The sequence below is a fragment of the Flavobacterium muglaense genome (genome assembly GCF_014305155.1).
In the GTDB taxonomy this organism is placed as follows: domain Bacteria; phylum Bacteroidota; class Bacteroidia; order Flavobacteriales; family Flavobacteriaceae; genus Flavobacterium; species Flavobacterium muglaense.
The window spans coordinates 20,358-43,115 of record NZ_JACRUK010000034.1 but is presented as its reverse complement, the minus strand read 5'-3'; the positions used below and the strand labels follow the sequence as shown (position 1 = coordinate 43,115).

Here is a 22,758-nt window from a genome sequence, read left to right as displayed (position 1 = left end):
ACGATTGTAGTGATGTTTATGAGGATGATTTTAAGTCAAAATAGCGACTAAATGAGGTTTTTTCACAGCCTGACGTTTCCTCGCTTTGCCGTGTTTGGGAGTTTTGAAAACGAGTCTTTTCGACTGAACGAAATTACGAATTAAAAACGATAATTCCACTAAAACCCAAATACGGCAAAACGAGTGTTGCAATAAGTAATTTTATTGACAAAAATTATTTTCAAAATTCGGTTTTTCAGCGCAATACTTTTAAATACAAACTGCTTCACTTTCATTTAACCAAATTTTTTTCCGCTTAACGATTTCGCCAAATTCAATTTAAACGCAAACAGAATCACTTTCATTTAACCAATTTATTTTCCGCTTAGCAATTTTGGTAGATTCCATTTCGACGCAAACTACATCGCTTTAATTTAACCAAAGTACTTTCCGCTAAACGATTACTTTCTGATTTTTTTTAAACGCAAAGCTCAGCGAGATTATTTATTGCAACGTTTTGCAGCTACAAGAAGTGGCAAAGTACGTAACCGAATACTTTCGGCTAAGATAAAAGTTCTTGCGAAACGTAAACGTAAATTTACCACATATTTTGCCATTTCTTGTAACTGCTGTTGGCGGTTCGGTTCTTTATTTATTACAATTTTTGGTTTAGATTCTGCGCCGTTTTAAAGTCAGAAACACAATTTAAAATTAATTATTATGAAAAATACGATTAGTTCCTTTCGGGTTCATTTTTTTACAGCTATTCCTCGGTCATCATTGCTAGCAGAGCCATAAATTCTGCATATTTCACTCCGCTATCTTTAATCTCGTCCAAATCTTTATCTGCAACTCTTAATAATTCGAGATTAGAATAGTTTAGTCCTTTTTCTTTTTTAAGTAGTATGCTTGTACTATGTGTAGTATTTCCGATACTTTCTTCGGTTTCATTAAATGCTTTTGAAAGCCGATATAAGTGTTTTTGAATTTCAAGAACTCGATAATCGTCAAATTGGATTGTTTCAGGAGAATCGGAATCTAATGTAGCTAATTTTTGTGCGGTTGTTATAGTTTCATTATCTGCTATTTCTGTTACTTCTGTTTGTTCAATAGTTGGGTCAGAAACTTGTTCCGAATTTGAATTGTACTCATAAGTTGGTTCTGGAGTTATATTACTTGGCTCTTTTTTACCACAAGAATAAATACACACAAGTAATGCAAATAGGATTGTTTTTTTATTAATCATTTTTTATATTTTAATTATTATGCAAGAAAAATTTAAATCAGGCAATGTAGTTTCTACATCTAAACATTCTCACAAAATGACTTTGAGTGAGATAATTTCAAACGAAAAAGCCGTATGTAAGTATTTTATAGATACAGAACTACATACAGAAATTCACGACTTAAAAGACTTAACTTTTATTTCTGATTAGGGTCTTTGTCCGTTAGGTCTTCGGACTTAAATTGACTGTGGCTTAATTTTGTTCCGACAAACCATTTACAAATCCAAGTATTTGGACGAGCTAAACTTGAAACAGTCATTGCTGGTCCACCGGTTTTTAACCAAACAATCATTCCTTCTTTTACTATCATCTTTTTAAATTTTAATATTATGAAACATTCTTTTTTCCGAGTACGTTCTGATGAACTGACCGCCAACGTTTTGCGTATTGCCGAAGGTGGCAACTTATGAAAACGATAATTTCAAATTAAAATAAATATTAATCGAAGACGAAAACGTGATGATACTAAAAAACTGCCACTTTTGGCAATACGCTGTTATCACTTCGGCTTTTTAACACTAAACAAAATGAACGAATTTAAAGAGTTTAAAAGAACACAAATTTCAGAAATGCGAAAAGTATCAGATAAAGATATTAATATATTTAAGAATCACGGATTTATACATATATCAGAATACCCCTTTGGCAATAATATATCTATATCTGATGCCGATAAAAATAATGGAAGCCCTAAAATTGGCGATATGATTGCAAGGAATCCAAAAGACTATTCAGACCAATGGCTAATTGCTGAACAATATTTTAAAGATAATTTTGAACGTTCTAACCAAGCTGAGTGATAACGTTTTGCAGCTACAAGAAGTGGCAAAGTACGTAACCGAATACTTTCGGCTAAGATAAAAGTTCTTGCGAAACGTAAACGTAAATTTACCACATATTTTGCCATTTCTTGTAACTGCTGTTGGCGGTTCGGTTCTTTATTTATTACAATTTTTGGTTTAGATTCTGCGCCGTTTTAAAGTCAGAAACACAATTTAAAATTAATTATTATGAAAAATACGATTAGTTCCTTTCGGGTTCATTTTTTTACAGCTATTCCTCGGTCATCATTGCTAGCAGAGCCATAAATTCTGCATATTTCACTCCGCTATCTTTAATCTCGTCCAAATCTTTATCTGCAACTCTTAATAATTCGAGATTAGAATAGTTTAGTCCTTTTTCTTTTTTAAGTAGTATGCTTGTACTATGTGTAGTATTTCCGATACTTTCTTCGGTTTCATTAAATGCTTTTGAAAGCCGATATAAGTGTTTTTGAATTTCAAGAACTCGATAATCGTCAAATTGGATTGTTTCAGGAGAATCGGAATCTAATGTAGCTAATTTTTGTGCGGTTGTTATAGTTTCATTATCTGCTATTTCTGTTACTTCTGTTTGTTCAATAGTTGGGTCAGAAACTTGTTCCGAATTTGAATTGTACTCATAAGTTGGTTCTGGAGTTATATTACTTGGCTCTTTTTTACCACAAGAATAAATACACACAAGTAATGCAAATAGGATTGTTTTTTTATTAATCATTTTTTATATTTTAATTATTATGCAAGAAAAATTTAAATCAGGCAATGTAGTTTCTACATCTAAACATTCTCACAAAATGACTTTGAGTGAGATAATTTCAAACGAAAAAGCCGTATGTAAGTATTTTATAGATACAGAACTACATACAGAAATTCACGACTTAAAAGACTTAACTTTTATTTCTGATTAGGGTCTTTGTCCGTTAGGTCTTCGGACTTAAATTGACTGTGGCTTAATTTTGTTCCGACAAACCATTTACAAATCCAAGTATTTGGACGAGCTAAACTTGAAACAGTCATTGCTGGTCCACCGGTTTTTAACCAAACAATCATTCCTTCTTTTACTATCATCTTTTTAAATTTTAATATTATGAAACATTCTTTTTTCCGAGTACGTTCTGATGAACTGACCGCCAACGGGTCGCCAGTATAATTTCGGCTTGCAAGTAAACCGATTGTAAAAATTTAAGAACGATAAAAACAAACACAAAAAATTAATAACCTAAGCACTAATGTAAAAGCTGAAATATACTGGCTGTTAACAATAGGACTTAATTTTAAAACAGAATATTATTATGAAAAAAGAAACAATTAGAATAGGGTATTTAACAATTGTCGAAGTATGGCAACCAAGCGTTCAGTTAAGATTTGTAAACAGATTAGTTAATGATTTTAATAGTCAGTTAGTAGGAGGTAGAAGCTTACAGAAAAATATAAATGTTTTACAACAACTACATACAAGTAATTTAGGAAATCGAGAATGGAAAGACGTCCCTATTGAAACGCAATCCTAGTATTATTGTTAACGGACGGCGTGTATGGGAGGTTGCGCCGATTGAACCTAATACCTCCAAAAATTACTAATCATTAAATTAAAAAAAATATGTTTAAAAAAATGCCTAATGCAAGCAATCTACTATACACGATGTTAGTAGCTGTTTTATTTGTCGGATGTGCTGACAGTAAAAAAATTAATATTAACGGCAAGGATGTAATTGTAGAGCCTTATGGATGGATGAATGAAGCCGAAATGAAAAACGATAGTGTTATTTACAAGGTTAATACAGGAAATGTAGTATGGAGTGTTATTGGTGTAGAAACTGTAATTGTACCGATAATTTTAACTGGTAATTCGTTGTATGAGCCAGTTCGGAAAAAATAGCTACTAACGGGTTGCGGCTAAAAGAAGTGGCGGCTTTGGAACACTAAACTGTCTAAACGCACAATGTTTATTAGTTGCACAACTGTTTATATTCGCACTTCGCCCGCCATTTTTTTTAGGTGCTGTTAGCGGTTCGTTGTTTTCTGTCTATATGGTCATTACTTGTCCACCGATTTTATCAGTCTATTTGATTTTTTAAAACTTTTAAGAAACAAAATTAAACTAATTAATGTCAATATTGAAGCAATTAAAAAAGGAATTCCTGGAAAATAAATCTCGGATTGTTTTCCCGTAAAGTAAGAAAAACTGCTTGTCATTAACGGTGGTGCAATCAGAGTTGTCAAGCCCATTAAACTGCCTAAAGCACCTTGAAGTTCACCTTGTTCGTTGTCGGGCATTGCAGAAGACATAATACTTTGAACGGCTGTGCCTTGAATTCCACCAACTATGAAAAGTAATAAAGCGGTAAAGAGCAACCATTGCCACGGTGTAAAAGCAAACAGAAAAAAGCCCGTCATCATAAGTACAAATCCTAATACTGCCATTCGTTTGTCGCTCAATTTTTTTGCCAAAATACTGACTAACCATAACTGAACGATAATTGATAGAATGCCTATAAATGCTAATGAGTAGCCAACAAGAGAGGTGCTCCACTTAAATTTTTCAATGGTGAAAAATGCCCAAACACTTTCCATACTGTGATTAGCGATGGAAACAAAAATCATTGGTAGCACTAAAGTTTTTATCAATGGGAATTTCTGTAAGTGTTTGAGGGAACCAAATGGATTAGCTCTTTTCCAGTCAAATTTCCTGCGGTTATTTGCTTTTAACGATTCCGGGAAAAAGTAATAGCCGAAAATAAAATTGATAAAACTTAAAATAGCAGCAACAATAAAGGGTGTATGAGTTCCGAATTGTCCCAATGTTCCGCCAATTATGGGTCCAATTATAAACCCCAAACCAAAGCCTGCGTTTATAAGTCCGAAATTTTTAGTTCTATTATCGTCTGTGCTAATGTCGGCAACACAAGCAGATGCAACGGAATAGCTTGCTCCTGTTATACCTGCAATTGTCCGCCCAACAAAAAGCCACAAAATACTTGGTGCAAAAGCAAGAAAAATGCAGTCGATGCTAAACCCAAACAATGAGCTTAAAAGTACTGGTCGCCTGCCATATTGGTCGCTTAAATTCCCTAAAACTGGTGCAAAAACAAATTGCATAATTGCATAAGCAAATGAGAGCCAGCCTCCGTATTTGGCGGCTGTGCTGATGTCTGAATGAAGTAGATTAATTAGTAGTTGTGGTAGAACTGGAAAAATTAGTCCAAAACCTGCGGTGTCAATTACGACAACTATTAATACAAATATGAGTGTTGATTTATGATTTGATTTCATTTTTATGAAGCGATAAATTATAGCATTACTCTGAAAAGTATAATGCAGTTTGTTAATAATAAATTTAATTAAGAAGAGTCTCAACCAGATTTGGTTAAGAAAAAAAGCGTAGAACGCTATGAAAATATTATTGCCTCATAATGGCACAAATATAAACAAAGTTTAAGAAGTCAATGTCGAGTTGCGAAAAATAATTAACAAGACCAACGAAGTGTTAGTTTTTTTGTCGGGCGTTTAATGCTTGTACTGTCTGTCTTTTTACAATGACCGCTAACGTCTTGGCACTACAGCGGGTTTGGGACTAAATTAAGCCCTATTTTCGGATTTGCCAAATCATCCCAAATACAAAACCATCTTTCCATTAAGCCTAATGCCCAAATCCGTTGTAGTGGCGGTTATGGGCTGGTTTGCTTTATCTTACGATGCGTGAATTCCATTTTCAGTAAAACAATTTGAGATTTCTTCCCTTGTCTTTGTGTCGTGTGCCTCTATGCTAAGATTCTTATCAATAGAAAATAATTTTTCACCATTTTCATTTGTTATTGTTAGTCTATCTAAATCACTATTTACATTAGTCGTTATTACTCTGTAATTATCTTGTTTTTGATATAAACAATAGTAAACTCTGTTCATAATGTCCCAGTCAATAAGTTTTAATTTATTCATTATTTAAAATTTTGTTTATTATTTCATCACGATTTAATGCATTATCCATTTTTAAAAGTCTATCCACAAGAGATTTAAACTCGTTGGATTCTTGATTGCCTTCTTTTAATATATCTTGAATAGAATTCGTCAACATTAAAATTTTCGCTAAGGTGCTTTTATTGAGTAACTCCTTTCTTAATATTTCTTTTCTTTCAAATAATTCATCTGCAATTTCCTCTTCAATATTTATTTCGTAGTTGTTAAATAGAATGTCTTCAATTGATTTAATTATTGTTTTCTTCATAATCTTAAGAGAAAAGCAATTAGGTTCTTACACCTAATTGCTCAAATTATTAAATATCATCGTCCTGTGGATCCACCAGACGCAAAAAACATAAATGCATTCCATAAATTTGGCTTGATTTTTTTGCTTTCAGTTTCGAAGAAGATTGCATTGTCAGTAGCACCTAAACTTCTTAAACGCATAATGCCAAAAGTTACTTTAGAATAAACTGCTTTTTTTATTGGATACTGTTTTTCGGTAAGAGAATTGCTATAAGCTATTAATTGTTCTAATTGACTCTGTATTTCATTTGCAGTAGTGCCAAATTCGATTTCGGAGATTTCGCTTCCTTTATCTATTACCTCTTGCAGTCTTCTTCTATCGTTTTCTTTATCTTTTTCAACCATGTCAAAAAAAGAACCAACACCTTTACCTGCCAAACCCGCTAAACTGCCTACACCTGAACCAATACCTTCCGCTAAATTACCGAGTCCACTTCCTGAATTACTTACTTGGTTTGAGTTGGTATTATTTGTTCCATTGCTAGAAAATCCTTTTTCAGCATCTCTATCTCTTGTAACGAAACAGGTGGATTGCATTTTAGAAACATCTAGACCGTGTTTATTTGCGATAAGTTGTTTCACGAATCTTTCTTTATCACTTGTTGTAAGGTCATCTAAATGTTCTATTGTACCTGTAACATCTCCTTGTCCACCATAATGAGTTCTGTATTTAAATATTTTCATACCTATTTAATTTAATTTCCTACTCATTTGGCTTTTCAGATTACGCCCCGTTTATTTAAGTTGTTTCTGGTCTCAACTTTTATTTGTCATTTGCGAAAAATATTTTAAGAACTATCAAAGTTGTACTCCGGTAGTTCTCTTGTCTGACCGCTATTTCGTTTAAACTAGCCCATAACGTGATGCAGCTTGCAGAAGTGGCGGATTAAGGAAGCCTAAACTTTCGGTTAAACACTGACTTTGCAAGTACAAAACCAACTTTAAATTAAGCCCAAAACCCGCCATTTTTGCAAACTGCTGTTAGCAGATGTTGTAATTTTTATTTGTTCGTTTTCGTTACTTCATCATATTTTAATTCCACTTTTTTGTCGCCGTCAAATTCAACAATTACCAAGTTAGCATTAACTCCAATAATTTTTCCGTCAGTTAATTTTCCTTTTCTTTTGAAAACTACGCTATCTCCAACATTCAAAGTAACTTTTGCATTTGCTTCGGTTGATACATTTATTGATGTGTTTTGTGTTCCCCAAACATCGCCAATAATTTTTACTTTTTTACCGTTGCTTTTAACATAAACTTTTACGTTTCGTAAAAATTCTCCTTGATATTTTTGAGTTAAGTTGTCAACTGCTTGTTCTAGTGCATCATTATCTGCTTCCGCTTTTGCTTCAACTTCACGAGTTAAAAGTGTATATTTTTTGCTGTCATCAACATTTCTGTTTCCGATTGTTGTTAAATCTCCAATTCTGTTCCAGCTTCCGCAACTTGCTAAAGTCAAAGTTAATCCTAAAAGTATAATTCTGTTTTTCATTTTTCTATTTTAGTTGTTTACCAATAAAGTTGTTGTTAAATGTGAGCCTTTTACAAAATCACTATCATATCGTGAATAAGTTGTTTTTAAAGTATAACTTGTTCCAGATTGTGTAAATACCTCAAAATAATATTTCTTTGGTGTTGAAGTTGTTACTAAAGTGTTTAAATCAAAATTTGCCAAACCATTAGCATCTGCTGTTACTTGTTTAATAATAGTTGGTAAAGGTGCAGTTGGTGAAAATGGTGTTTCAAACATCATTACAATATAGTTTGGTTTAACTACACCTGCTGAAGTTGCAACTGTAAATTTAGCCCAAGTGCTAATTGTAGTTCCACCACTTGTATTTGTTTCTGTTGTGCTTGAACTGTCATCTTTTGAACAAGAAATTGTAAAAATTGTAACTAATGCTAAAATTGTTGCTTTGAAAAAATTTGTTTTCATTAATATAAATTATTTTATGCTTACTTTATTTTATGCTTTTTTGGTGTAAAAAGTCATTTTTTGGCTTTCGGTTTTTCAGCTAATTTCCCGCCGTTAAAAGATATTTTTTAAGTTTTGAATTTTGAAGATATTCCTTGTTTCTACTCGGTTTCTCAACAATATCTGCTAACGTGCCGGGTATTGCCGCAGTGGGGGATTTTTAGCACAAATGTTCAATAGAAGCACTGCCGTTTGTTTATGCACAAAAGTTTCATAGAAGCACATCAGCCCCCATTGCGGCAATACCTTGTTGGCGGTAGTTTTTTTGTCGTCCGTGTTGCACAAGCGAAAAGTTGTAAATACTTGTCCGTAATAACCTATCAAACATAGATGTATTGCCGATAAAGCCTGTCTAATTGTTGTCGTATTTCTTCTATGCGTTTTTCGTTGTGTTCGTCCGAAGCGGACAAAAGCTGTTGTTCCTTTTCGGTAATCCTGTCGCAAAGTTCCTCAATATTTTTGCAGAACTCTTCCGTATGAAAGAATATCTCTTCTTCCTCTGTGGTATCTGCATTCAGCTTACGGACAGAAGAAACAGGCGAAACGTTATTTTCTTTGTTATGGGCAATCTGCCGTTGTCTGCGACTGTTGGTTTCGTCAATGGCTTCTTTCATTGCAGGGGTAATTTTGTCGGCATACATAATGGCTTTTCCGTTCACATTTCTGGCTACACGACCAATCATCTGTATCAATGCACTCGATGACCGCAGAAATCCTGCGTGGTCGGCATCTAAAATCGCAATCAGGGAAGCCTCTGGAATATCCAATCCCTCACGCAATAAACTTATACCTATTAAAATATCAAATTCTCCTGCTCTCAAATCGTTTAAGATTTCCGTTCTTTCAGTAGTCTTAAAATCCGAGTGCAAATATCTCACACGAAAACCTTTGCTCTCAATGTATTCATTAAGATTTTCGGCTGCTGCCTTTGTGAGGGTTGTAATCAAAACACGATTACCCGCACTTACGCAAGTTTTGATTTCGTTCAATAAATTGTCAATTGCACCGTTGGAAGGACGCACTTCTACAATCGGGTCAAGAAGTCCGGTTGGTCTTACAACTTGTTCAACAACCCGTCCTTTTGAAACTTTTAATTCATAATCGCTTGGTGTTGCAGAAACGAAAATTGTCTGCGGTTTTATTTTTACAAATTCCTCAAAACTCAATGGGTGATTATGTTTTGATGAAGGAAGACGAAACCCGTAATCAATCAGCGTGTCTTTGCGTGCTTGGTCGCCTTTATACATTGCTGAAATTTGCGGAATCATAACGTGAGATTCATCAATAAACAAAAGTCCGCCTTTCGGCAAATAATCAAGCAAAGTTGTAGGCGGCAGCTTAGGGTCTCGACCGCTAAAATAACTTGCATAATTTTCCATACCCGAACAATAGCCAACAGTCCGAAGCATTTCAACGTCATTGGTAATTCGTTCGTAAAGACGGTCGGCTTCTTCCAATCTGTTTTCACGATTGAGTTGTGCAACACGTTCGTCAAGTTCAATCAAGATTTGTTCTGCTGCTTCCTCTGCCTGCACTTTTGACGGTGCAAAAAGTGTTTTTGGTGATATAGCATATTGAGTAATGTCTTCAAGATGATTGCCCGAAGCGGAATCTATCCAACGCAACGAACCAATTACTTCATTGTTTAAAATTAGTTGTATGGCTTTGTATTCCGAATCGGCAGGGAAAATATCAATGGTATTTTCGTCAATCCGATAAGTGCCTCGTTTCAACTTGCGTTCGGTGCGTTCATATTGTAACTGTGCTAACCCTTGTTCCAACTTATCTAATTGAATAGGTTGTCCCAATGTAAGATGAACTTGCAATGCCCGATAATCTTTCGGGTCGCCAAGACCATAAATTGACGATACCGAAGCGACTACAATCGTATCTCTGCGCTCTATGAGCGATTTTGTGGTTGAAAGGCGTAATCTTTCTAAATGTTCATTGATAGATGAATCTTTCTCAACGAAACGGTCGCTTCCGGGCAGATACATTTCGGGCTGAAAATAGTCATAGTAAGAAACAAAAAACTCAACAGCATTTTCGGGGAAGAACCGTTTCATTTCGTCATAAAGTTGTGCGGTCAAGGTTTTGTTCGGTGCTAAAATCAGCGTTGGTCGCTTCATCCGATGAATGATATTCGCCATTGTAAAGGTCTTACCCGAACCTGTGATACCTTTGAGTGTTTGATGTTTTGCTCCCGACTCCAAACCGTCAATAAGCTCTGCAATAGCCATTGGCTGGTCGCCTGCCGGAATGTTTTTTGAGTGTAATATAAAAAGTCCTTCTGACATATTTTTTCTTTTTTGAATATTGAATTGTTTTAGTTTCGGGTCGTCTGTTTAAAATTACCGCCAACGGTTTGGGGCTTTGCGATGGTGGGGAATTAAATGCACAAATGCTCAATTCAACACAGATGCCAAATATAAGCACAAATGTTGAATTAAGCACTGTCGCCCCACTATCGCAAAACCCTTGTTACCTGCCGTTTTTATTGTTGCAGTTCGGTGGCGTGTTCTATATTCCATTCTCCCATTATTTGACGATGGATGTAACAGGCATCTGCTTGCTTTAATAGCTCGTCTTTTTGTTCTTGGGTGATGTTGCCTTCTATCTGAATACCTATTTTTATATTGGTTTTTAGCCCATCTGTTTCACGTTTTACTTCTTGAGATAGTTCGGCTTTTACTTCACCTATTACCCAACCTTTTTGTCGTGCTATATATCTTACCGTGGCTACTTTGCACATAGCCAAGCCACTTAGAACCAACTCTGATGGACTAAGTCCTAAATCTGTTCCTTTACTTTTAACTGGTTCATCGCCAACGATACTATGTGTACCGTTGGTAATAATGCTTTGATAACCTTCTTGTAGATTTTTAATTTTGATTACTGTTGCCATTGTTTTAGTTGCTTTTTGAAGTTGAAAAATGGTCTAGAGCTAAGCCTAAAAAAGTTGTAAATAAAGCTATGTGTATCATAATGTTCATCCAATTTCCTGATGGAATATGAACCAATACCAAAGCCATAAGCATAATGAATGCTAAAAAGCCATAAGCGTATTTAAGTTGCTTATTAGCAAGCACCAATATACCTGCAGCCAATTCTAAAAAGGCTAATAGTGCTACTAAAGCAAAAGTGCCGCTGTCTCCTAAAAAACTCAAACCACTACTCTTTAGAATATCTGCCCCTTTTTGAAGACCTACGCCTCCTAAAAAGCCTTCAAAAAATTTCTCTAAGCCACCCCAAACAAAGAGTAAACCAAAACCTATGCGAATTATTAAATTACTGTATTTCATTGTGTTATTGTTTAAGTGATTATAAAGATTAAAGTTCTGTTGCTATTGGAAAATCTATTGAAAACCCAGTTAGATTATGAATGTAATTGCTAATTACTTTATCGCCCACAACGATTATTACATCAATCAAATTAGCCTCTGTATAGCCTACTTCAAAAAAAGTATCTTTACTTTCTTGTGTTGCGTTTCCTTTGTTTTCTACTACGGATGCTGTGAATTTTACTAAGGCATCTAATTTTGAATCAAAAGAGGCAGAACCTTTGCGCAATTCAATGATTTGGTCTTCTGTAAAGCCATTCATCTTACCTAATGCGGTGTGTGCCGACTGGCAATAACGGCAACCATTAATTTGACTTGTTATTAAATTAATTACCTCCCTTTCCTTGGCTTTTAGTGTTGATTTGCGATTTTGTAAAGCAAGATAATCGCCTAGTGCCGTTTCGTTTTTTGCGTAATAGGCATACAAATTGGGTACAAAGCCTAAACCTTTTTGCAAGTTGTCAAAAATGGCTTGATTGTTTTCCGATACTTCTCCTCGGGTGGGAACTGTGAAATTTGTCATCTTTTTAATTTTATATTGTTTATAAATTAATTACGATGCAAAGATGCAGTCTTAAAGAGGCCTTCTGTTAGGTCATTAAACCCGATGAGTTGGCAATATTTCCCAAAAATGAATTTTTGAAGTCGGAAGGGCTAATATTTTCCATTTTTTTAAAAAAACGGCTAAAAGTCTGTATATCTTCAAAGCCCAATTCGTAGGTAATTTCTTTGATTGCTTTGTCGGTATATCGTAACATTCTTTTGGCTTCCAAATGTTTTCTTTCGTGTATGATTTGCAGCGGACTTTTGTCTGATAATTGTGAGAAAGTGTTGGATATTGTCTTAGGCGACTTTATCATCAGGTCTGCATACTCTTTTACGGTGTGCTTGGTTTTAAAGTGCTGTTCTACCAAAAAATTAAACTCTCTAATTATATCTACCTCTTTATTATCAAGTTTAGAAATATTATATTGGCGTTTATGTATACGAGTACAAAGTATAATAAACCTTTTGAGCATCATTTGTAGCATTTCTAGTTGCAGTTCATCTTTTGATTGCATTTCTATATTGAACATTTGCCAAAATGTTTCAAATTTTTCTATTTCCTCTACTGGGATTTGAAAATATGGAAGTTGAGTAGCACCGTAAAATAATAAACCTTTACAACTTACTTCGCTGCCGTGGTCTAAAACACAATAAAACTCCCGGTTAAATTTTATAATTCTTGCCGTTTCCAAATTGTTGAACTCAATTCTATGAAAAACTGTCAAGCATAAAATAGTATTGTCTTTTATGATTTGAGTTGTTCCTTCATACTTTATTTCACAGTCTTTTCCCTTAACCCAAATAAATAAAAGCGGATTATTTAAGTCTTTTTCAAGCCTTAACAGCTCATCCTTTTTATATTCTTTGAGTTCTAAAATTTCGTTATTTTGTCCTGTATAATTCATTGTTGTGGTTTGTTTTTCAAAATGGCAGGTAACGGTTTGCCGCTTGGCGAGGTTGCGAACTTCGTAACCGTTTATTTTCCGTTAAAGATAAATAATCTTGCGAAACGTAAACGTGAATTTACCACAAAATTCGCAATCTTGCCAAACGGCTGTTGGCGGTTCGGTTTTTTATTCATTGTTTGTATTCTATCGTATATTTCCTCCCCAAATTGCATTTCCGCCAGTATGTCTATTAAATTCGTGCACGTCTTTTCTTACTAGTTGAATCACACCAGGTTTTTCACTATGATGCCAGATGTAGCCAAATATTCTGCCTTGAGTATTGCTACTTGAATTAGAAATATCACTTAATTGTTTAGCTAAAATTTCTTTTTCTGTATATAAACTATAAGGCTTTCCTTTTGGAGTATGAATGAATGTTATTTTATTAGTTCTTTGACGAAGTTCTTTTAACCACTTAGTTTGATCAATTAAATTATTGTTTTTAGTTGCTTCCAACATTTTAGTTTGTGCTTCTAATATTGATGGCTTATTTTTTTGAAGGTACAACAAATCTTCTTTTAACATTTCTCGATTTGTAATTTTAAGAAGCTCTAGTAATTTTGGATTTTTAAGAAGTTGTTCGTTATATAAATTAGTAGCTTTTTCAAATTGAATTTTATCAATTTGTAGATATAAATCTTTGGGTAATTTAATTTCAGTAACTGAAGTTTTTGTAAAGTCTGGAATGTTTAAAATTTTAGTTTCTCCGTTTTTAAGATAAGAATGTTTGAAATATTTGACTTTCAAAATGCTTTCTGTTGTTTCTTCTGCAGCAGTAATAATTATCGGTTCCGTCTTATTGATTACATTTTTTTGAGCTAATTTACTAGTTTCAGAAATTGCTAAGCTACTTGCTTTTGTAGCAGTTTCAGCAGTCAACACAGTGGTGACAATAGGAGTAACTCTACTAATAATTGGTGTCATTTCAGGTACGGCTATACCCAAAAATTGTCCTGCTAAAAGATATACACCAAGCCAAAGAGCTTTCTGCTCGTTTTCTCTTTCAATTTGTCTTTGTTTATCTCCTATAGCTCCAGTAATTAGGCCCATTATTCCGCTTACAGCGTAAGAATACCAAGGTAATTTTAAAAGTTCAAAACTTAACGCAAAACCAGAGTAATCAAAAAAACCATTATGCGATTTTGAAATTATACATAAAGACATTGCCGTAGTAAGATAATTGTCAAAAACCATAATAATAATCATTGTTAGCATACCACCAAACCAACCAGATTCTAACGCAATTTCAGCCGCAATAGAGTATAAAATAAAAGGAATTAAAATAATTGTAGTTAAAAAAGCAACCTTATAATACCAAGGGTTAATTTCTACCCAAACATCTTTTGTTAAATAGCCAATAAGAGCGGAAAATACAATAAAAATAAAAGTGCGCATAGTAATATTGATTTTTTTAATTACGTTTTTTTGGGTTCATTTAGAGTTTTTAGCATTGTCGCGATTTTTGCCAAACTGACCGCCAACGTTCTCGCGCTACAAGCAGTTTGGGACTAAATCAGCGTTATCTTTCGGATTTGCCAAATCTTTCAAATACAAACCAATTTTTCCATTAAGCCTAATACCCAAATTGCTTGTAGCGTGTGTTGGCAGTAGTTATTTTTATTTTCAACGTTCAAATATATTCTTAAGTTGTAGTATTTTCAAAATTGATTTATTTTTAATTTCAAAGCAAATTTCCTCGTTTAATATGTAAAAAGAATAAGCTGTTTAAAAACAGCCTATTTTGATTAACTATTGTTTTTGATTCTAATAATCTAGATTATTCCAATATAATTTTTTTGATTATGAGTGTCTCGTTAGATTTTATAGAAACCAAATATATTCCCTTTGATAAATCAGACAAATCGATTTCATTATTTAGAGCATTACTATCAAAATTGAATGTTTTTATACTTTTGCCAAATAAATCATAAATTGTTACTTTGTTTAAAGTTATATTATTAATGTTCAATTTCTCTTTAGTTGGATTTGGGTAGATAGAAACGTAATCTAATTTAAAATCTTTGTCAGACAAGTTGGTACAAACATTTTGATAACTGGCGGTAATGTCTTTATTATAATAATTAGACCAATTATTGTCTGCATATGTTTTTTCGTCAACTTGAACGCAACTTAGGTTCGGATTGTATAGAATATTAACTGTGTTTAATTTAAAATTATTGCCGTTTTTTAAGTTTAAAGTTGTTAAATGATTTGTTGAACAAACTAAAACAGTTAAAGCTATATTTTTACTTAGATCTAGAGCTGTAATTTGATTTGAAGAACAACCTAATGAAGTTAAATATATGTTTTTACTTACATCCATAGCTGATATCTGATTTCCACTACAATCTATAGAAGTTAAAGCTATGTTTTTACTAACATCTAATGATGTTAATTTATTTAAGGCACAACCCAAATAAGTTAAAGAAACATTTTTACTTAGATCTAACACTTGCAATTGATTTGTAGTACAATTTAAAGTTTTTAAAGCCGTACTATTAATATCCAATGTACTTAAAAAATTATAACTACATCCTAAATAATTTAAAGCTGTATTTTTACTTATATCCAAAGTAGTTAATTGATTTTTAGTACAATCCAAATATTTCAATAGAGGATTTTTATTTATATCCAAAGTCATAATTTGATTATAACTACAATCTAAATTACTTAAAGTTGAGTTATTACTTAAATCTAGATTCTTTATGTAATTTTGACTACAATTTAATTCAGTCAAAGCTATGTTTTTACTTAAATCTAAAGAAGTTAGATTATTATTTGTACACACTAAGTAAGTTAGAGAAATAAAATCCTGAATTCCAGTTAAATCATCAATTTTTGGATTGGTAGGAGAACTAGTAATTGATAAACTAGTTAGTTTGTCAATCTTTGCTGTTAAAATTTTTCCATCAGCAATACCTGATTCAATCTTTTTATAAATCAAATAATTTTCAAAATTAACATCCGGTATATAAGTAAAAGCACTAAAACTTGAACAATCTGTCGTGTAAGTTGAATATGATTCTTTTGATTTAGAATATTTAGTATCCATAAATGATTTATCATCTACTTGAATACAACCTAAATTGGGATTATTTAAAAAAGAGAATGTACCTCCTGCATTATTGTGACTGTTTTTTATATTGACAGTTATTAATTGATTTGAATCGCAAACTAAAGTATTAAGATTATTGTTTTTACTCAAATCTAGTTCTACTAATTGGTTTGATGTACAATATAACCTAACTAAGTCAGTATTCAGACTTAAATCTAATGCAGTTAATTGGTTTAAATTACATTCCAAAACAAACAAATCTGTATTTTTATTTAAGTTTATTGTAGTTAATTTGTTTGAATTACAATATAGGTACCATAATTTAAGGTTCGTATTCAAATCCAATGTTGTAAACTGATTTGAATTACAAGTCAAACTATATAATGCTGTATTAGTGTTTAAATTTAAAGCTATTAATAAATTTGAAGAGCAATCTAAATAAGTTAAAGCAGTGTTTTTGGTTACATCCAATGTCGTTAATTGATTTTTATCACACGACAAATTTGTCAAAGCTACAAAATCTTGTATTCCTGTTAAATCTGAAATATTGTAATTTGAAACATTCAAAGTTTTTAGACTGGAAATATTAGCAGTAAGGACTAGGTGGTCAATTATACCAGAGTCAAGACCTTTAGCAATCAATGCTTTTTCAAAGTTGATATCAGGAATTGAAGTGTAGGTTGATGTTGTATTTGAGGCATTTATGGTTTTCGCTATTGATGTATAGCACAAGAATAGTGATAAAAATATTCTTATAATTTGTTTGTTTTTCTTCATTATTAAAAAATTAAGTTTAAAAGTTATTGTTAAATACTCTTATCTTCGAGTAGGTTTTTTCTTTCTTTACGATATAATTCTAACTAACGTTTTGTTAATGTTTTGTAAATCAAATATTTACAAAACCATTTTTTCTTATAAATTCCCTTCATTTTTCCGCTCTTCCGCCGTTAGCTTACGGGGTCAGGGCGGGAGTCTAGGGGGAATTACTGCCAACTTGTATATAACATCAAATATATACATCTTTTTGGATATTATACATCACTCATTCAGTTTTTTCTTATTATTTTCATCCACAAGACGATCGAGCGGACTTACAATCTTGTCCGACGCCATTTTTGAAACATGTGTATAAATAGTTGTCGTTTTAATGCTTGCATGTCCTAAGAATTTCTGAATGTATCTTATATCCGTGCCGCTCTCCAGTAAATGAGTCGCAAAACTATGACGCAAGGTGTGTACCGTTGCCTTTTTTTCTAATCCTGACTTTTTTAAGGCTTGTCTCATCACAGATCGCGCACTGCCAGTACTATATGGCTCGCCTGCAAATTGGCCTTCAAAAACATACTTGTTGGGCTCGTACAGTTTTTTGTAAATCTCCAAAGAATTTACAATAGAGTAGGGCAACATCACCATGCGGTCTTTCTTCCCTTTGGCGTTTTTGATATGTATTTTATGTTCAGAGAATAAGATGTCGCGCCATTCTAGTGTTACAATTTCACTCACTCGTAAACCTGCGCCATAACCTATTAATAATAGTAATTTGTGTTTGGGGTTGTCTACCGCTCTAAAAATTTCTAAACATTCTTCCATGGTTAGAACAGCGGGTAATTTTTTCTCGGTTTTAGGGCGTGGTAGTTTCAACTCAAAACCCTTTTGATGTTCTATTTGTTGGTAGTAAAACAATAAGGCATTCACCATACTGTGACCTGACGAAGCCGATAGACCACGTTCCATAAGTGAAGCAAGGTACTTTGTAATTTCTTTTTGGGTAACAGTATGAGGATCTCTATACTGGTGATCACGTAAAAACTGTAAAAACGAACTCGTGTAAGTACGCATGGTAGAGCTACTGTAATTCAGCGCTAGAATAGTGTCTACCATCATCGTGATATACTCATGCGCTGCAGCGGGTACCTGATTAAAAAGCTGCTCCTTGGTTTTTCGTAAATCCAGTTGCTTCCTGTTTGGGAGATTTTGTTTCAGCAAATACCCTTTTGGGAGTCTGTTGTTGATAAGTACTTTATGAGGCTCAAATTGCATACTCATTGCCTCATATACGCTTGGCGCGGCGGGTAGCAAGTAACAATCTTTGATGGTGCTGTAGCGCGCCATCGAGAACCGTTTTATCTTTTCCCGCAATACTACATAAGGTGGCATGTAGACCTCCATCCATTTTGGGTCTTCGGTATGTGGTTTTATCACGATAGATTCGGATGTAAATATGGTTTCCTTCTTATAACAATCATTTTCAGGAAAAAACGCAGGTACTCCCAATATGTTTTCGACCTCCGTTTTGGCATTGTTGTTTCTCAGGACCATGTACACCTTATAGTTGGCATTCCAATATACCCCTTTGTTAGCAAGTAATTGCTTACTAATATGCTGGTAATAGTGCATCTTGAAAACCCAGTATTTACCTAAATTAGGCAGTAATTCTAAACGCATGTTGGTTGCTAACGATGTTGTACTCGTTATATGTTCAGGGTTATGCAGCACGGGTGCCGAATCTAACTGAAGGTCGCTTGTGGCTATGGCTGGAAGGTCACGGCTTATTTTAAGGCCGGCCAGCGGTTGCGTTTTTGTTTTTTTTGGGTTGTCAATAACCAGATCACTAAAGGTTTGACTAATCAATTTATAACTCACTATATTGTAATCTAGATACCAGCAACGTAACGATTGGCTATAAACAGCTCCCAATTGTTTCAATTGAGCAATTGTAGCACTGTCATACTTAAAAAAAAGTCCAATTCGATCCGCATCGCGATGCCATATCTTTTTTACAATTATTTGCATATCAAGATTATAATGCAACTAAAATACTACTTTATTTTAAATAATACAGTATTAATAGGTTGATTTTTAATAGGCTATGATTTTTATTTATGAACAGGTAGGCAAGTCATAATTAAAAGTAAAAAAGTAAACATTAGATGATTGAAATACAGTTGCGTTTTTTCGGTATTTAAAGTATTGATAAACTCTTTTTTAAATTGTCAAATCAAACGGAGTCGAGATTGACTTTGAAAAAGGGAGCCATCGATAAGTATATTTAGCTTTTATATCTTGTCAAATCGAGCGGAGTCGAGATTGATTTCGTTTTTTTGTATCGAATGAAAAAAGCACGCCCTAAGCAACAACTTGAGCTGTCAAATCGAGCGGAGTCGAGATTGATTTTGGGAAAAGAGAAGTTATCGCTTCCTCCTCTAGTTGTTTTAAATTGTCAAATCGAGCGGAGTCGAGATTCTTTTTAGCTATCATAACAAAAAACGTGTTACATCATTAAGTGTCAAATCGAGCGGAGTCGAGATTCTTTTTGAAAAACCGAAGCCATCGATGATTACATTTAGCTTTTATATCTGGTCAAATCGAACGGAGTCGAGATCATCTCCGTTACTAATGAAATAAACGGATCGTGCGTGTATGCCGAGTTGCGTGAAGGATAGCAACGGAAATCCTTTTATTTTTTTTCTTTAAAAAAATAAAAGATTGCAGTGTATAGGTACTATCTTAAAATCCTAATGATTTTCTTTTAATTTTTATATATTTGTTAAACTATAGAAAGCGTTTCATTTTCAATAATGATTTGTTTATCTGGTATAGCCTCGACTTGATTGGGGCTATTTTTTTTGTTTTTCTCTTCATTTAAAAGATTGGTTATATTTTCTTGCTGTTGATTGATTTTCTCTAAATAATTTGGATCATATTCCTCATTTTTTTTCCAAATATGGTATATTAGGACCAATAGTTTTTTTTGCACAGCAACATAACTTTTCATTTTGATCCCATGTTTTTCAATGGTTCGATTGTATAAATCTATTGCTGGTTTTTCATGATGTTTAACAGCTACAAAGGCTGGCATAAATAATGCTCTTCTAATATGACTGTTGCCTTTTTTTGATATTTTTGTTTTTCCGGTACTGGTGCCAGACTCTCGTTCAACAACATCAAAACCTGCATAAGAGACTAATTGCTTATAATTTTTAAACAATTCAAAGCCATTTGTTTCTGCTAAAATTGTTGCTGCCGTAAGCATTCCAATTCCTTTTATTCTACAAATATTAGATACCTTTTGTTTTATTATTTCATCTGAATATATCAGATTCTTTATTAATTTCTCAAGTTCTTTGAGTTGCTTATCAAAGAGTTTAATGGTGTCTTGTTGTTGTTTTATCATCTTTTTGCTTTTAAACATTGCATGTTCTAGAGCATGAAGCTGATTATTAAAAACTGTTTTTTGTTCTTGTAAATTTTGATACTGTCTTGTGTATTGTCGTAGTTCATAGAAAAATTTACCCATTGGTTGCCATAATTTCAAACATTGTTCGGCTCCCATTTTTGATAATCCTTTGGCATCAATACTATCATTTTTTGATTTTAATCCCAATGAAATTAAATAATGCTTTGCTTTATTTGGCAAAATAATGGAAGTGTTATATTTTCTTTCAGAAAAATACAAAGCACAATTTTCATGATAAACTCCAGTGGCTTCCATACATAGAACCAACGGAACTTCTTTTTCTTTGTGGTTTTTTACAACCCATTCATCCATGTCTTTAAATCCATTTAAAGTGTTTAAAAATGACTTGCTTGAAACAACAATTACTCTCTGATTACTATCAATTACTGACATACAAATGTCAATTTTTTTACTAGCAATGTCCAATCCTACTGAATACTTCAAATTCATAATTTTTTTGTTTTTACGATAACAAAATATTGCACATGCCTTTGCTCATTTTTTATACAACATCTAAATATTAATCTAGTGCTTAAGTACTTATTGAGGCTTATATGTAATAAAAACAAAGTTGATCTTCCTATCCGTCAATATCATTAAAATGTATCTAGCCCGACCACGATTATGCAACTTTGTTTTGTTATCAAATAATATTTCAAAGTTAAGTATTTCATATATCTGTATTCAAAGCAAAGATATGAGCCTGACGCTGCTGCAACGGAGTGGAAGCAGGGGCACGCCCAAGTTGTTGATAAGAAGTGAAAAGTGAAAAGTGTATTGGGGCAATAGTACTTCTAAATAAAAAAGCCTAGCAAGTGCAGTTATTGTGCGACTTACTAGGCTTTGGTATTGGATGATATGCTTAACAATCGGCCATGTTCACGGCGATGGCTAGGCCTCCTTCGGATGTTTCTTTGTACTTATTGTTCATATCCTTGGCGGTTTCCCACATGGTACTAACTACTTTGTCCAAGGGGACTTTTGCATTTTTGGCATCGGTAGACAATGCCAGTTCGGCAGCATTGATGGCTTTTATAGCCCCCATGGTATTGCGCTCGATACACGGAATCTGGACTAAGCCGCCTATTGGGTCACAAGTCAACCCTAGGTGATGTTCCATGGCAATTTCGGCAGCCATTAGGACTTGCTCTGGGGTTCCGCCCATTAATTCGCATAAAGCAGCAGCGGCCATTGATGACGAAACACCTATTTCGGCTTGGCAACCGCCCATAGCGGCAGATATGGTTGATCCTTTCTTAAAAATACTACCTATTTCTCCGGCTACTAGTAAAAATTGTTTGATTTCCTTTGGTCCTGCTTGGTGGTTTTCGATAACCAAATAATACATCAATACTGATGGAATCACACCTGCGCTTCCGTTTGTAGGAGCAGTAACAATGCGGCCTAAGGCTGCGTTGACTTCGTTTACTGCCAATGCAAAACAGCTAACCCATTTCAGGATTTGGCGAAATTTTACCTCGGTCAAACGGATTTGTTCTAGCCAAGTTTGTGGATCACTATAATTTGACAATCCAATTAGATTTTGATGCATGTCAAATGCTCTACGGCGTACATTTAAACCTCCGGGAAGTATCCCCTCGGAGTGGCAACCTATGTACATACACTCGAGCATGGTGTTCCAGATGCGCATTAATTCGTGATCGATATCGGCCTCGGTACGCATGGATTTTTCGTTTTCGTAAACGATTTCTGAGATGCTTTTATTTTCGCTTACGCAAAAGCTTAACAACTCCGCAGCATTATTGACCATGTACGGGAAAGCACATTTTATCTTGATTTTTTCCTTGGCATTGGTACGTTCTTCCTTGACTACAAAGCCACCACCGATGGAGTAGAAGGTTGATGAAAATGAGGTACCATCGGCCATGAAGGCGGTGAACATCATTCCGTTCGAATGAAACGGCAAAAAGTCTTTATTGAATACAATATCGTCCTGAATGTGGAATCTAATAGGGTATTGATTGCCCAAAAGGAGGCTATGTGAGGTTTGAATGGTTTGAATGATACCATCGATATTTTCTACCGGAATATATTCGGGATCTTGACCACTTAATCCTAACATTACAGCGAGATCTGTAGCGTGTCCTTTTCCTGTTAAAGATAGGGATCCGTAAAGGTCTATTTTAACTCTGATGGTGCTTTCTAAAAGTTTTTCATCTCTTAGCTCTTCTAAAAAGCGTTCGCCAGCGCGCCATGGCCCTAATGTATGAGAACTTGAGGGACCAACACCTATTTTTAGCATGTCAAAAACCGAAATGCACTCTTCCATAGTTAGTTTGTTTTTTAG

The 22,758-nt window shown here is 33.9% G+C and carries 24 protein-coding genes; 3 read left to right on the top strand and 21 right to left on the bottom strand.

Going from position 1 to position 22,758, the window contains the following annotated elements; all coding sequences use genetic code 11:
* Positions 1-742: 742 nt before the first annotated feature.
* Positions 743-1,225, bottom strand: a complete 483-nt coding sequence (locus H8R24_RS12845; RefSeq protein WP_187019563.1) for a hypothetical protein — start codon at positions 1,223-1,225, stop codon at positions 743-745.
* Between the two features lie 176 nt (positions 1,226-1,401).
* On the bottom strand, positions 1,402-1,575 hold the full coding sequence (locus H8R24_RS12840; RefSeq protein ID WP_187019565.1) for a DUF2158 domain-containing protein: 174 nt from the start codon (positions 1,573-1,575) through the stop codon (positions 1,402-1,404).
* 217 nt (positions 1,576-1,792) lie between these two features.
* Between H8R24_RS12840 and H8R24_RS12835 the strand changes: the two genes are divergently transcribed.
* Positions 1,793-2,065 (top strand): hypothetical protein, encoded by a 273-nt coding sequence (locus H8R24_RS12835; RefSeq protein ID WP_187019567.1) that lies wholly within the window; start codon positions 1,793-1,795, stop codon positions 2,063-2,065.
* A 253-nt stretch (positions 2,066-2,318) separates the two neighbouring features.
* On the opposite strand, the gene H8R24_RS12830 is transcribed toward H8R24_RS12835, so the two are convergent.
* Positions 2,319-2,801 carry a hypothetical protein gene (locus H8R24_RS12830; protein WP_187019563.1) on the bottom strand — a complete coding sequence of 161 codons (483 nt, stop codon included), beginning with the start codon at positions 2,799-2,801 and terminating at the stop codon, positions 2,319-2,321.
* A 176-nt stretch (positions 2,802-2,977) separates the two neighbouring features.
* Positions 2,978-3,151, bottom strand: a complete 174-nt coding sequence (locus tag H8R24_RS12825) for a DUF2158 domain-containing protein (RefSeq protein ID WP_187019565.1) — start codon at positions 3,149-3,151, stop codon at positions 2,978-2,980.
* A gap of 224 nt (positions 3,152-3,375) precedes the next feature.
* On the opposite strand from H8R24_RS12825, the gene H8R24_RS12820 reads away from it, so the two are divergent.
* The gene (locus H8R24_RS12820; protein ID WP_187019569.1) at positions 3,376-3,594 is read left to right on the top strand and encodes a hypothetical protein; all 219 of its coding nucleotides are present in this window, start codon (positions 3,376-3,378) and stop codon (positions 3,592-3,594) included.
* 89 nt (positions 3,595-3,683) lie between these two features.
* Complete coding sequence (locus H8R24_RS12815; protein ID WP_222617403.1) at positions 3,684-3,962, top strand: hypothetical protein; 279 nt, start codon at positions 3,684-3,686, stop codon at positions 3,960-3,962.
* Between the two features lie 158 nt (positions 3,963-4,120).
* Here the strand turns inward: H8R24_RS12815 and H8R24_RS12810 are convergent, their stop codons facing one another.
* From H8R24_RS12810 to H8R24_RS12735, 17 genes are all read right to left on the bottom strand, one after another.
* Positions 4,121-5,356, bottom strand: coding sequence for a TCR/Tet family MFS transporter (locus H8R24_RS12810; RefSeq protein ID WP_011964239.1), 1,236 nt, complete (start codon positions 5,354-5,356; stop codon positions 4,121-4,123).
* Between the two features lie 417 nt (positions 5,357-5,773).
* The gene (locus H8R24_RS12805; protein WP_187019571.1) at positions 5,774-6,022 is read right to left on the bottom strand and encodes a hypothetical protein; all 249 of its coding nucleotides are present in this window, start codon (positions 6,020-6,022) and stop codon (positions 5,774-5,776) included.
* Positions 6,015-6,308, bottom strand: coding sequence for a hypothetical protein (locus tag H8R24_RS12800; RefSeq protein WP_187019573.1), 294 nt, complete (start codon positions 6,306-6,308; stop codon positions 6,015-6,017). The genes H8R24_RS12805 and H8R24_RS12800 overlap by 8 nt, the downstream gene beginning before the upstream one ends.
* 56 nt (positions 6,309-6,364) lie before the next feature.
* Positions 6,365-7,033, bottom strand: coding sequence for a hypothetical protein (locus tag H8R24_RS12795; RefSeq protein ID WP_187019575.1), 669 nt, complete (start codon positions 7,031-7,033; stop codon positions 6,365-6,367).
* 316 nt (positions 7,034-7,349) lie between these two features.
* Entirely contained in the window at positions 7,350-7,841 is a 492-nt protein-coding gene (locus H8R24_RS12790; protein WP_187019577.1) for a hypothetical protein, read from the bottom strand.
* A 9-nt stretch (positions 7,842-7,850) separates the two neighbouring features.
* Positions 7,851-8,285, bottom strand: a complete 435-nt coding sequence (locus tag H8R24_RS12785; RefSeq protein WP_187019578.1) for a hypothetical protein — start codon at positions 8,283-8,285, stop codon at positions 7,851-7,853.
* 359 nt (positions 8,286-8,644) lie between these two features.
* Positions 8,645-10,621 (bottom strand): excinuclease ABC subunit UvrB, encoded by a 1,977-nt coding sequence (gene uvrB, locus H8R24_RS12780; protein ID WP_187019580.1) that lies wholly within the window; start codon positions 10,619-10,621, stop codon positions 8,645-8,647.
* A gap of 197 nt (positions 10,622-10,818) precedes the next feature.
* Entirely contained in the window at positions 10,819-11,229 is a 411-nt protein-coding gene (locus H8R24_RS12775) for an OsmC family protein (protein WP_099171169.1), read from the bottom strand.
* A 4-nt stretch (positions 11,230-11,233) separates the two neighbouring features.
* Positions 11,234-11,626 carry a DoxX family membrane protein gene (locus H8R24_RS12770; protein WP_187019582.1) on the bottom strand — a complete coding sequence of 131 codons (393 nt, stop codon included), beginning with the start codon at positions 11,624-11,626 and terminating at the stop codon, positions 11,234-11,236.
* Between the two features lie 28 nt (positions 11,627-11,654).
* Positions 11,655-12,188, bottom strand: a complete 534-nt coding sequence (locus H8R24_RS12765) for a carboxymuconolactone decarboxylase family protein (protein WP_187019584.1) — start codon at positions 12,186-12,188, stop codon at positions 11,655-11,657.
* A 67-nt stretch (positions 12,189-12,255) separates the two neighbouring features.
* A complete protein-coding gene (locus H8R24_RS12760) occupies positions 12,256-13,116 on the bottom strand; it encodes a helix-turn-helix domain-containing protein (RefSeq protein ID WP_158728195.1) in 861 nt (286 codons plus the stop codon).
* Positions 13,117-13,302: 186 nt separating this feature from the next.
* Positions 13,303-14,553 (bottom strand): HNH endonuclease signature motif containing protein, encoded by a 1,251-nt coding sequence (locus H8R24_RS18090; RefSeq protein WP_222617404.1) that lies wholly within the window; start codon positions 14,551-14,553, stop codon positions 13,303-13,305.
* A 382-nt stretch (positions 14,554-14,935) separates the two neighbouring features.
* Positions 14,936-16,990, bottom strand: coding sequence for a T9SS type A sorting domain-containing protein (locus H8R24_RS12750; RefSeq protein ID WP_187019586.1), 2,055 nt, complete (start codon positions 16,988-16,990; stop codon positions 14,936-14,938).
* Positions 16,991-17,251: 261 nt separating this feature from the next.
* Entirely contained in the window at positions 17,252-19,006 is a 1,755-nt protein-coding gene (locus H8R24_RS12745) for a tyrosine-type recombinase/integrase (protein WP_187019588.1), read from the bottom strand.
* 333 nt (positions 19,007-19,339) lie between these two features.
* Complete coding sequence (locus H8R24_RS18460) at positions 19,340-19,471, bottom strand: hypothetical protein (protein ID WP_262891104.1); 132 nt, start codon at positions 19,469-19,471, stop codon at positions 19,340-19,342.
* A gap of 289 nt (positions 19,472-19,760) precedes the next feature.
* Positions 19,761-20,900, bottom strand: coding sequence for a transposase (locus H8R24_RS12740; RefSeq protein ID WP_225876820.1), 1,140 nt, complete (start codon positions 20,898-20,900; stop codon positions 19,761-19,763).
* 412 nt (positions 20,901-21,312) lie between these two features.
* Positions 21,313-22,740 (bottom strand): L-serine ammonia-lyase, encoded by a 1,428-nt coding sequence (locus H8R24_RS12735; protein ID WP_187019589.1) that lies wholly within the window; start codon positions 22,738-22,740, stop codon positions 21,313-21,315.
* Between the last annotated feature and the right edge of the window lie 18 nt (positions 22,741-22,758).

Excerpts from the sequence above, each read along its gene's own strand:
- H8R24_RS12790 (WP_187019577.1), bottom strand. The coding sequence starts at position 7,841 with ATGAAAAACAGAATTATACTTTTAGGATTAACTTTGACTTTAGCAAGT.
- H8R24_RS12845 (WP_187019563.1), bottom strand. The coding sequence starts at position 1,225 with ATGATTAATAAAAAAACAATCCTATTTGCATTACTTGTGTGTATTTAT.
- H8R24_RS12760 (WP_158728195.1), bottom strand. The coding sequence starts at position 13,116 with ATGAATTATACAGGACAAAATAACGAAATTTTAGAACTCAAAGAATAT.
- H8R24_RS12740 (WP_225876820.1), bottom strand. The coding sequence starts at position 20,900 with ATGAATTTGAAGTATTCAGTAGGATTGGACATTGCTAGTAAAAAAATT.
- H8R24_RS12770 (WP_187019582.1), bottom strand. The coding sequence starts at position 11,626 with ATGAAATACAGTAATTTAATAATTCGCATAGGTTTTGGTTTACTCTTT.
- H8R24_RS12800 (WP_187019573.1), bottom strand. The coding sequence starts at position 6,308 with ATGAAGAAAACAATAATTAAATCAATTGAAGACATTCTATTTAACAAC.
- uvrB (WP_187019580.1), bottom strand. The coding sequence starts at position 10,621 with ATGTCAGAAGGACTTTTTATATTACACTCAAAAAACATTCCGGCAGGC.
- H8R24_RS12745 (WP_187019588.1), bottom strand. The coding sequence starts at position 19,006 with ATGCAAATAATTGTAAAAAAGATATGGCATCGCGATGCGGATCGAATT.
- H8R24_RS18460 (WP_262891104.1), bottom strand. The coding sequence starts at position 19,471 with ATGATAGCTAAAAAGAATCTCGACTCCGCTCGATTTGACAATTTAAAA.
- H8R24_RS12815 (WP_222617403.1), top strand. The coding sequence starts at position 3,684 with ATGTTTAAAAAAATGCCTAATGCAAGCAATCTACTATACACGATGTTA.
- H8R24_RS12735 (WP_187019589.1), bottom strand. The coding sequence starts at position 22,740 with ATGGAAGAGTGCATTTCGGTTTTTGACATGCTAAAAATAGGTGTTGGT.
- H8R24_RS12805 (WP_187019571.1), bottom strand. The coding sequence starts at position 6,022 with ATGAATAAATTAAAACTTATTGACTGGGACATTATGAACAGAGTTTAC.
- H8R24_RS12765 (WP_187019584.1), bottom strand. The coding sequence starts at position 12,188 with ATGACAAATTTCACAGTTCCCACCCGAGGAGAAGTATCGGAAAACAAT.
- H8R24_RS12795 (WP_187019575.1), bottom strand. The coding sequence starts at position 7,033 with ATGAAAATATTTAAATACAGAACTCATTATGGTGGACAAGGAGATGTT.
- H8R24_RS12785 (WP_187019578.1), bottom strand. The coding sequence starts at position 8,285 with ATGAAAACAAATTTTTTCAAAGCAACAATTTTAGCATTAGTTACAATT.
- H8R24_RS12775 (WP_099171169.1), bottom strand. The coding sequence starts at position 11,229 with ATGGCAACAGTAATCAAAATTAAAAATCTACAAGAAGGTTATCAAAGC.
- H8R24_RS12820 (WP_187019569.1), top strand. The coding sequence starts at position 3,376 with ATGAAAAAAGAAACAATTAGAATAGGGTATTTAACAATTGTCGAAGTA.
- H8R24_RS12840 (WP_187019565.1), bottom strand. The coding sequence starts at position 1,575 with ATGATAGTAAAAGAAGGAATGATTGTTTGGTTAAAAACCGGTGGACCA.
- H8R24_RS12825 (WP_187019565.1), bottom strand. The coding sequence starts at position 3,151 with ATGATAGTAAAAGAAGGAATGATTGTTTGGTTAAAAACCGGTGGACCA.
- H8R24_RS12750 (WP_187019586.1), bottom strand. The coding sequence starts at position 16,990 with ATGAAGAAAAACAAACAAATTATAAGAATATTTTTATCACTATTCTTG.
- H8R24_RS12835 (WP_187019567.1), top strand. The coding sequence starts at position 1,793 with ATGAACGAATTTAAAGAGTTTAAAAGAACACAAATTTCAGAAATGCGA.
- H8R24_RS12830 (WP_187019563.1), bottom strand. The coding sequence starts at position 2,801 with ATGATTAATAAAAAAACAATCCTATTTGCATTACTTGTGTGTATTTAT.
- H8R24_RS18090 (WP_222617404.1), bottom strand. The coding sequence starts at position 14,553 with ATGCGCACTTTTATTTTTATTGTATTTTCCGCTCTTATTGGCTATTTA.
- H8R24_RS12810 (WP_011964239.1), bottom strand. The coding sequence starts at position 5,356 with ATGAAATCAAATCATAAATCAACACTCATATTTGTATTAATAGTTGTC.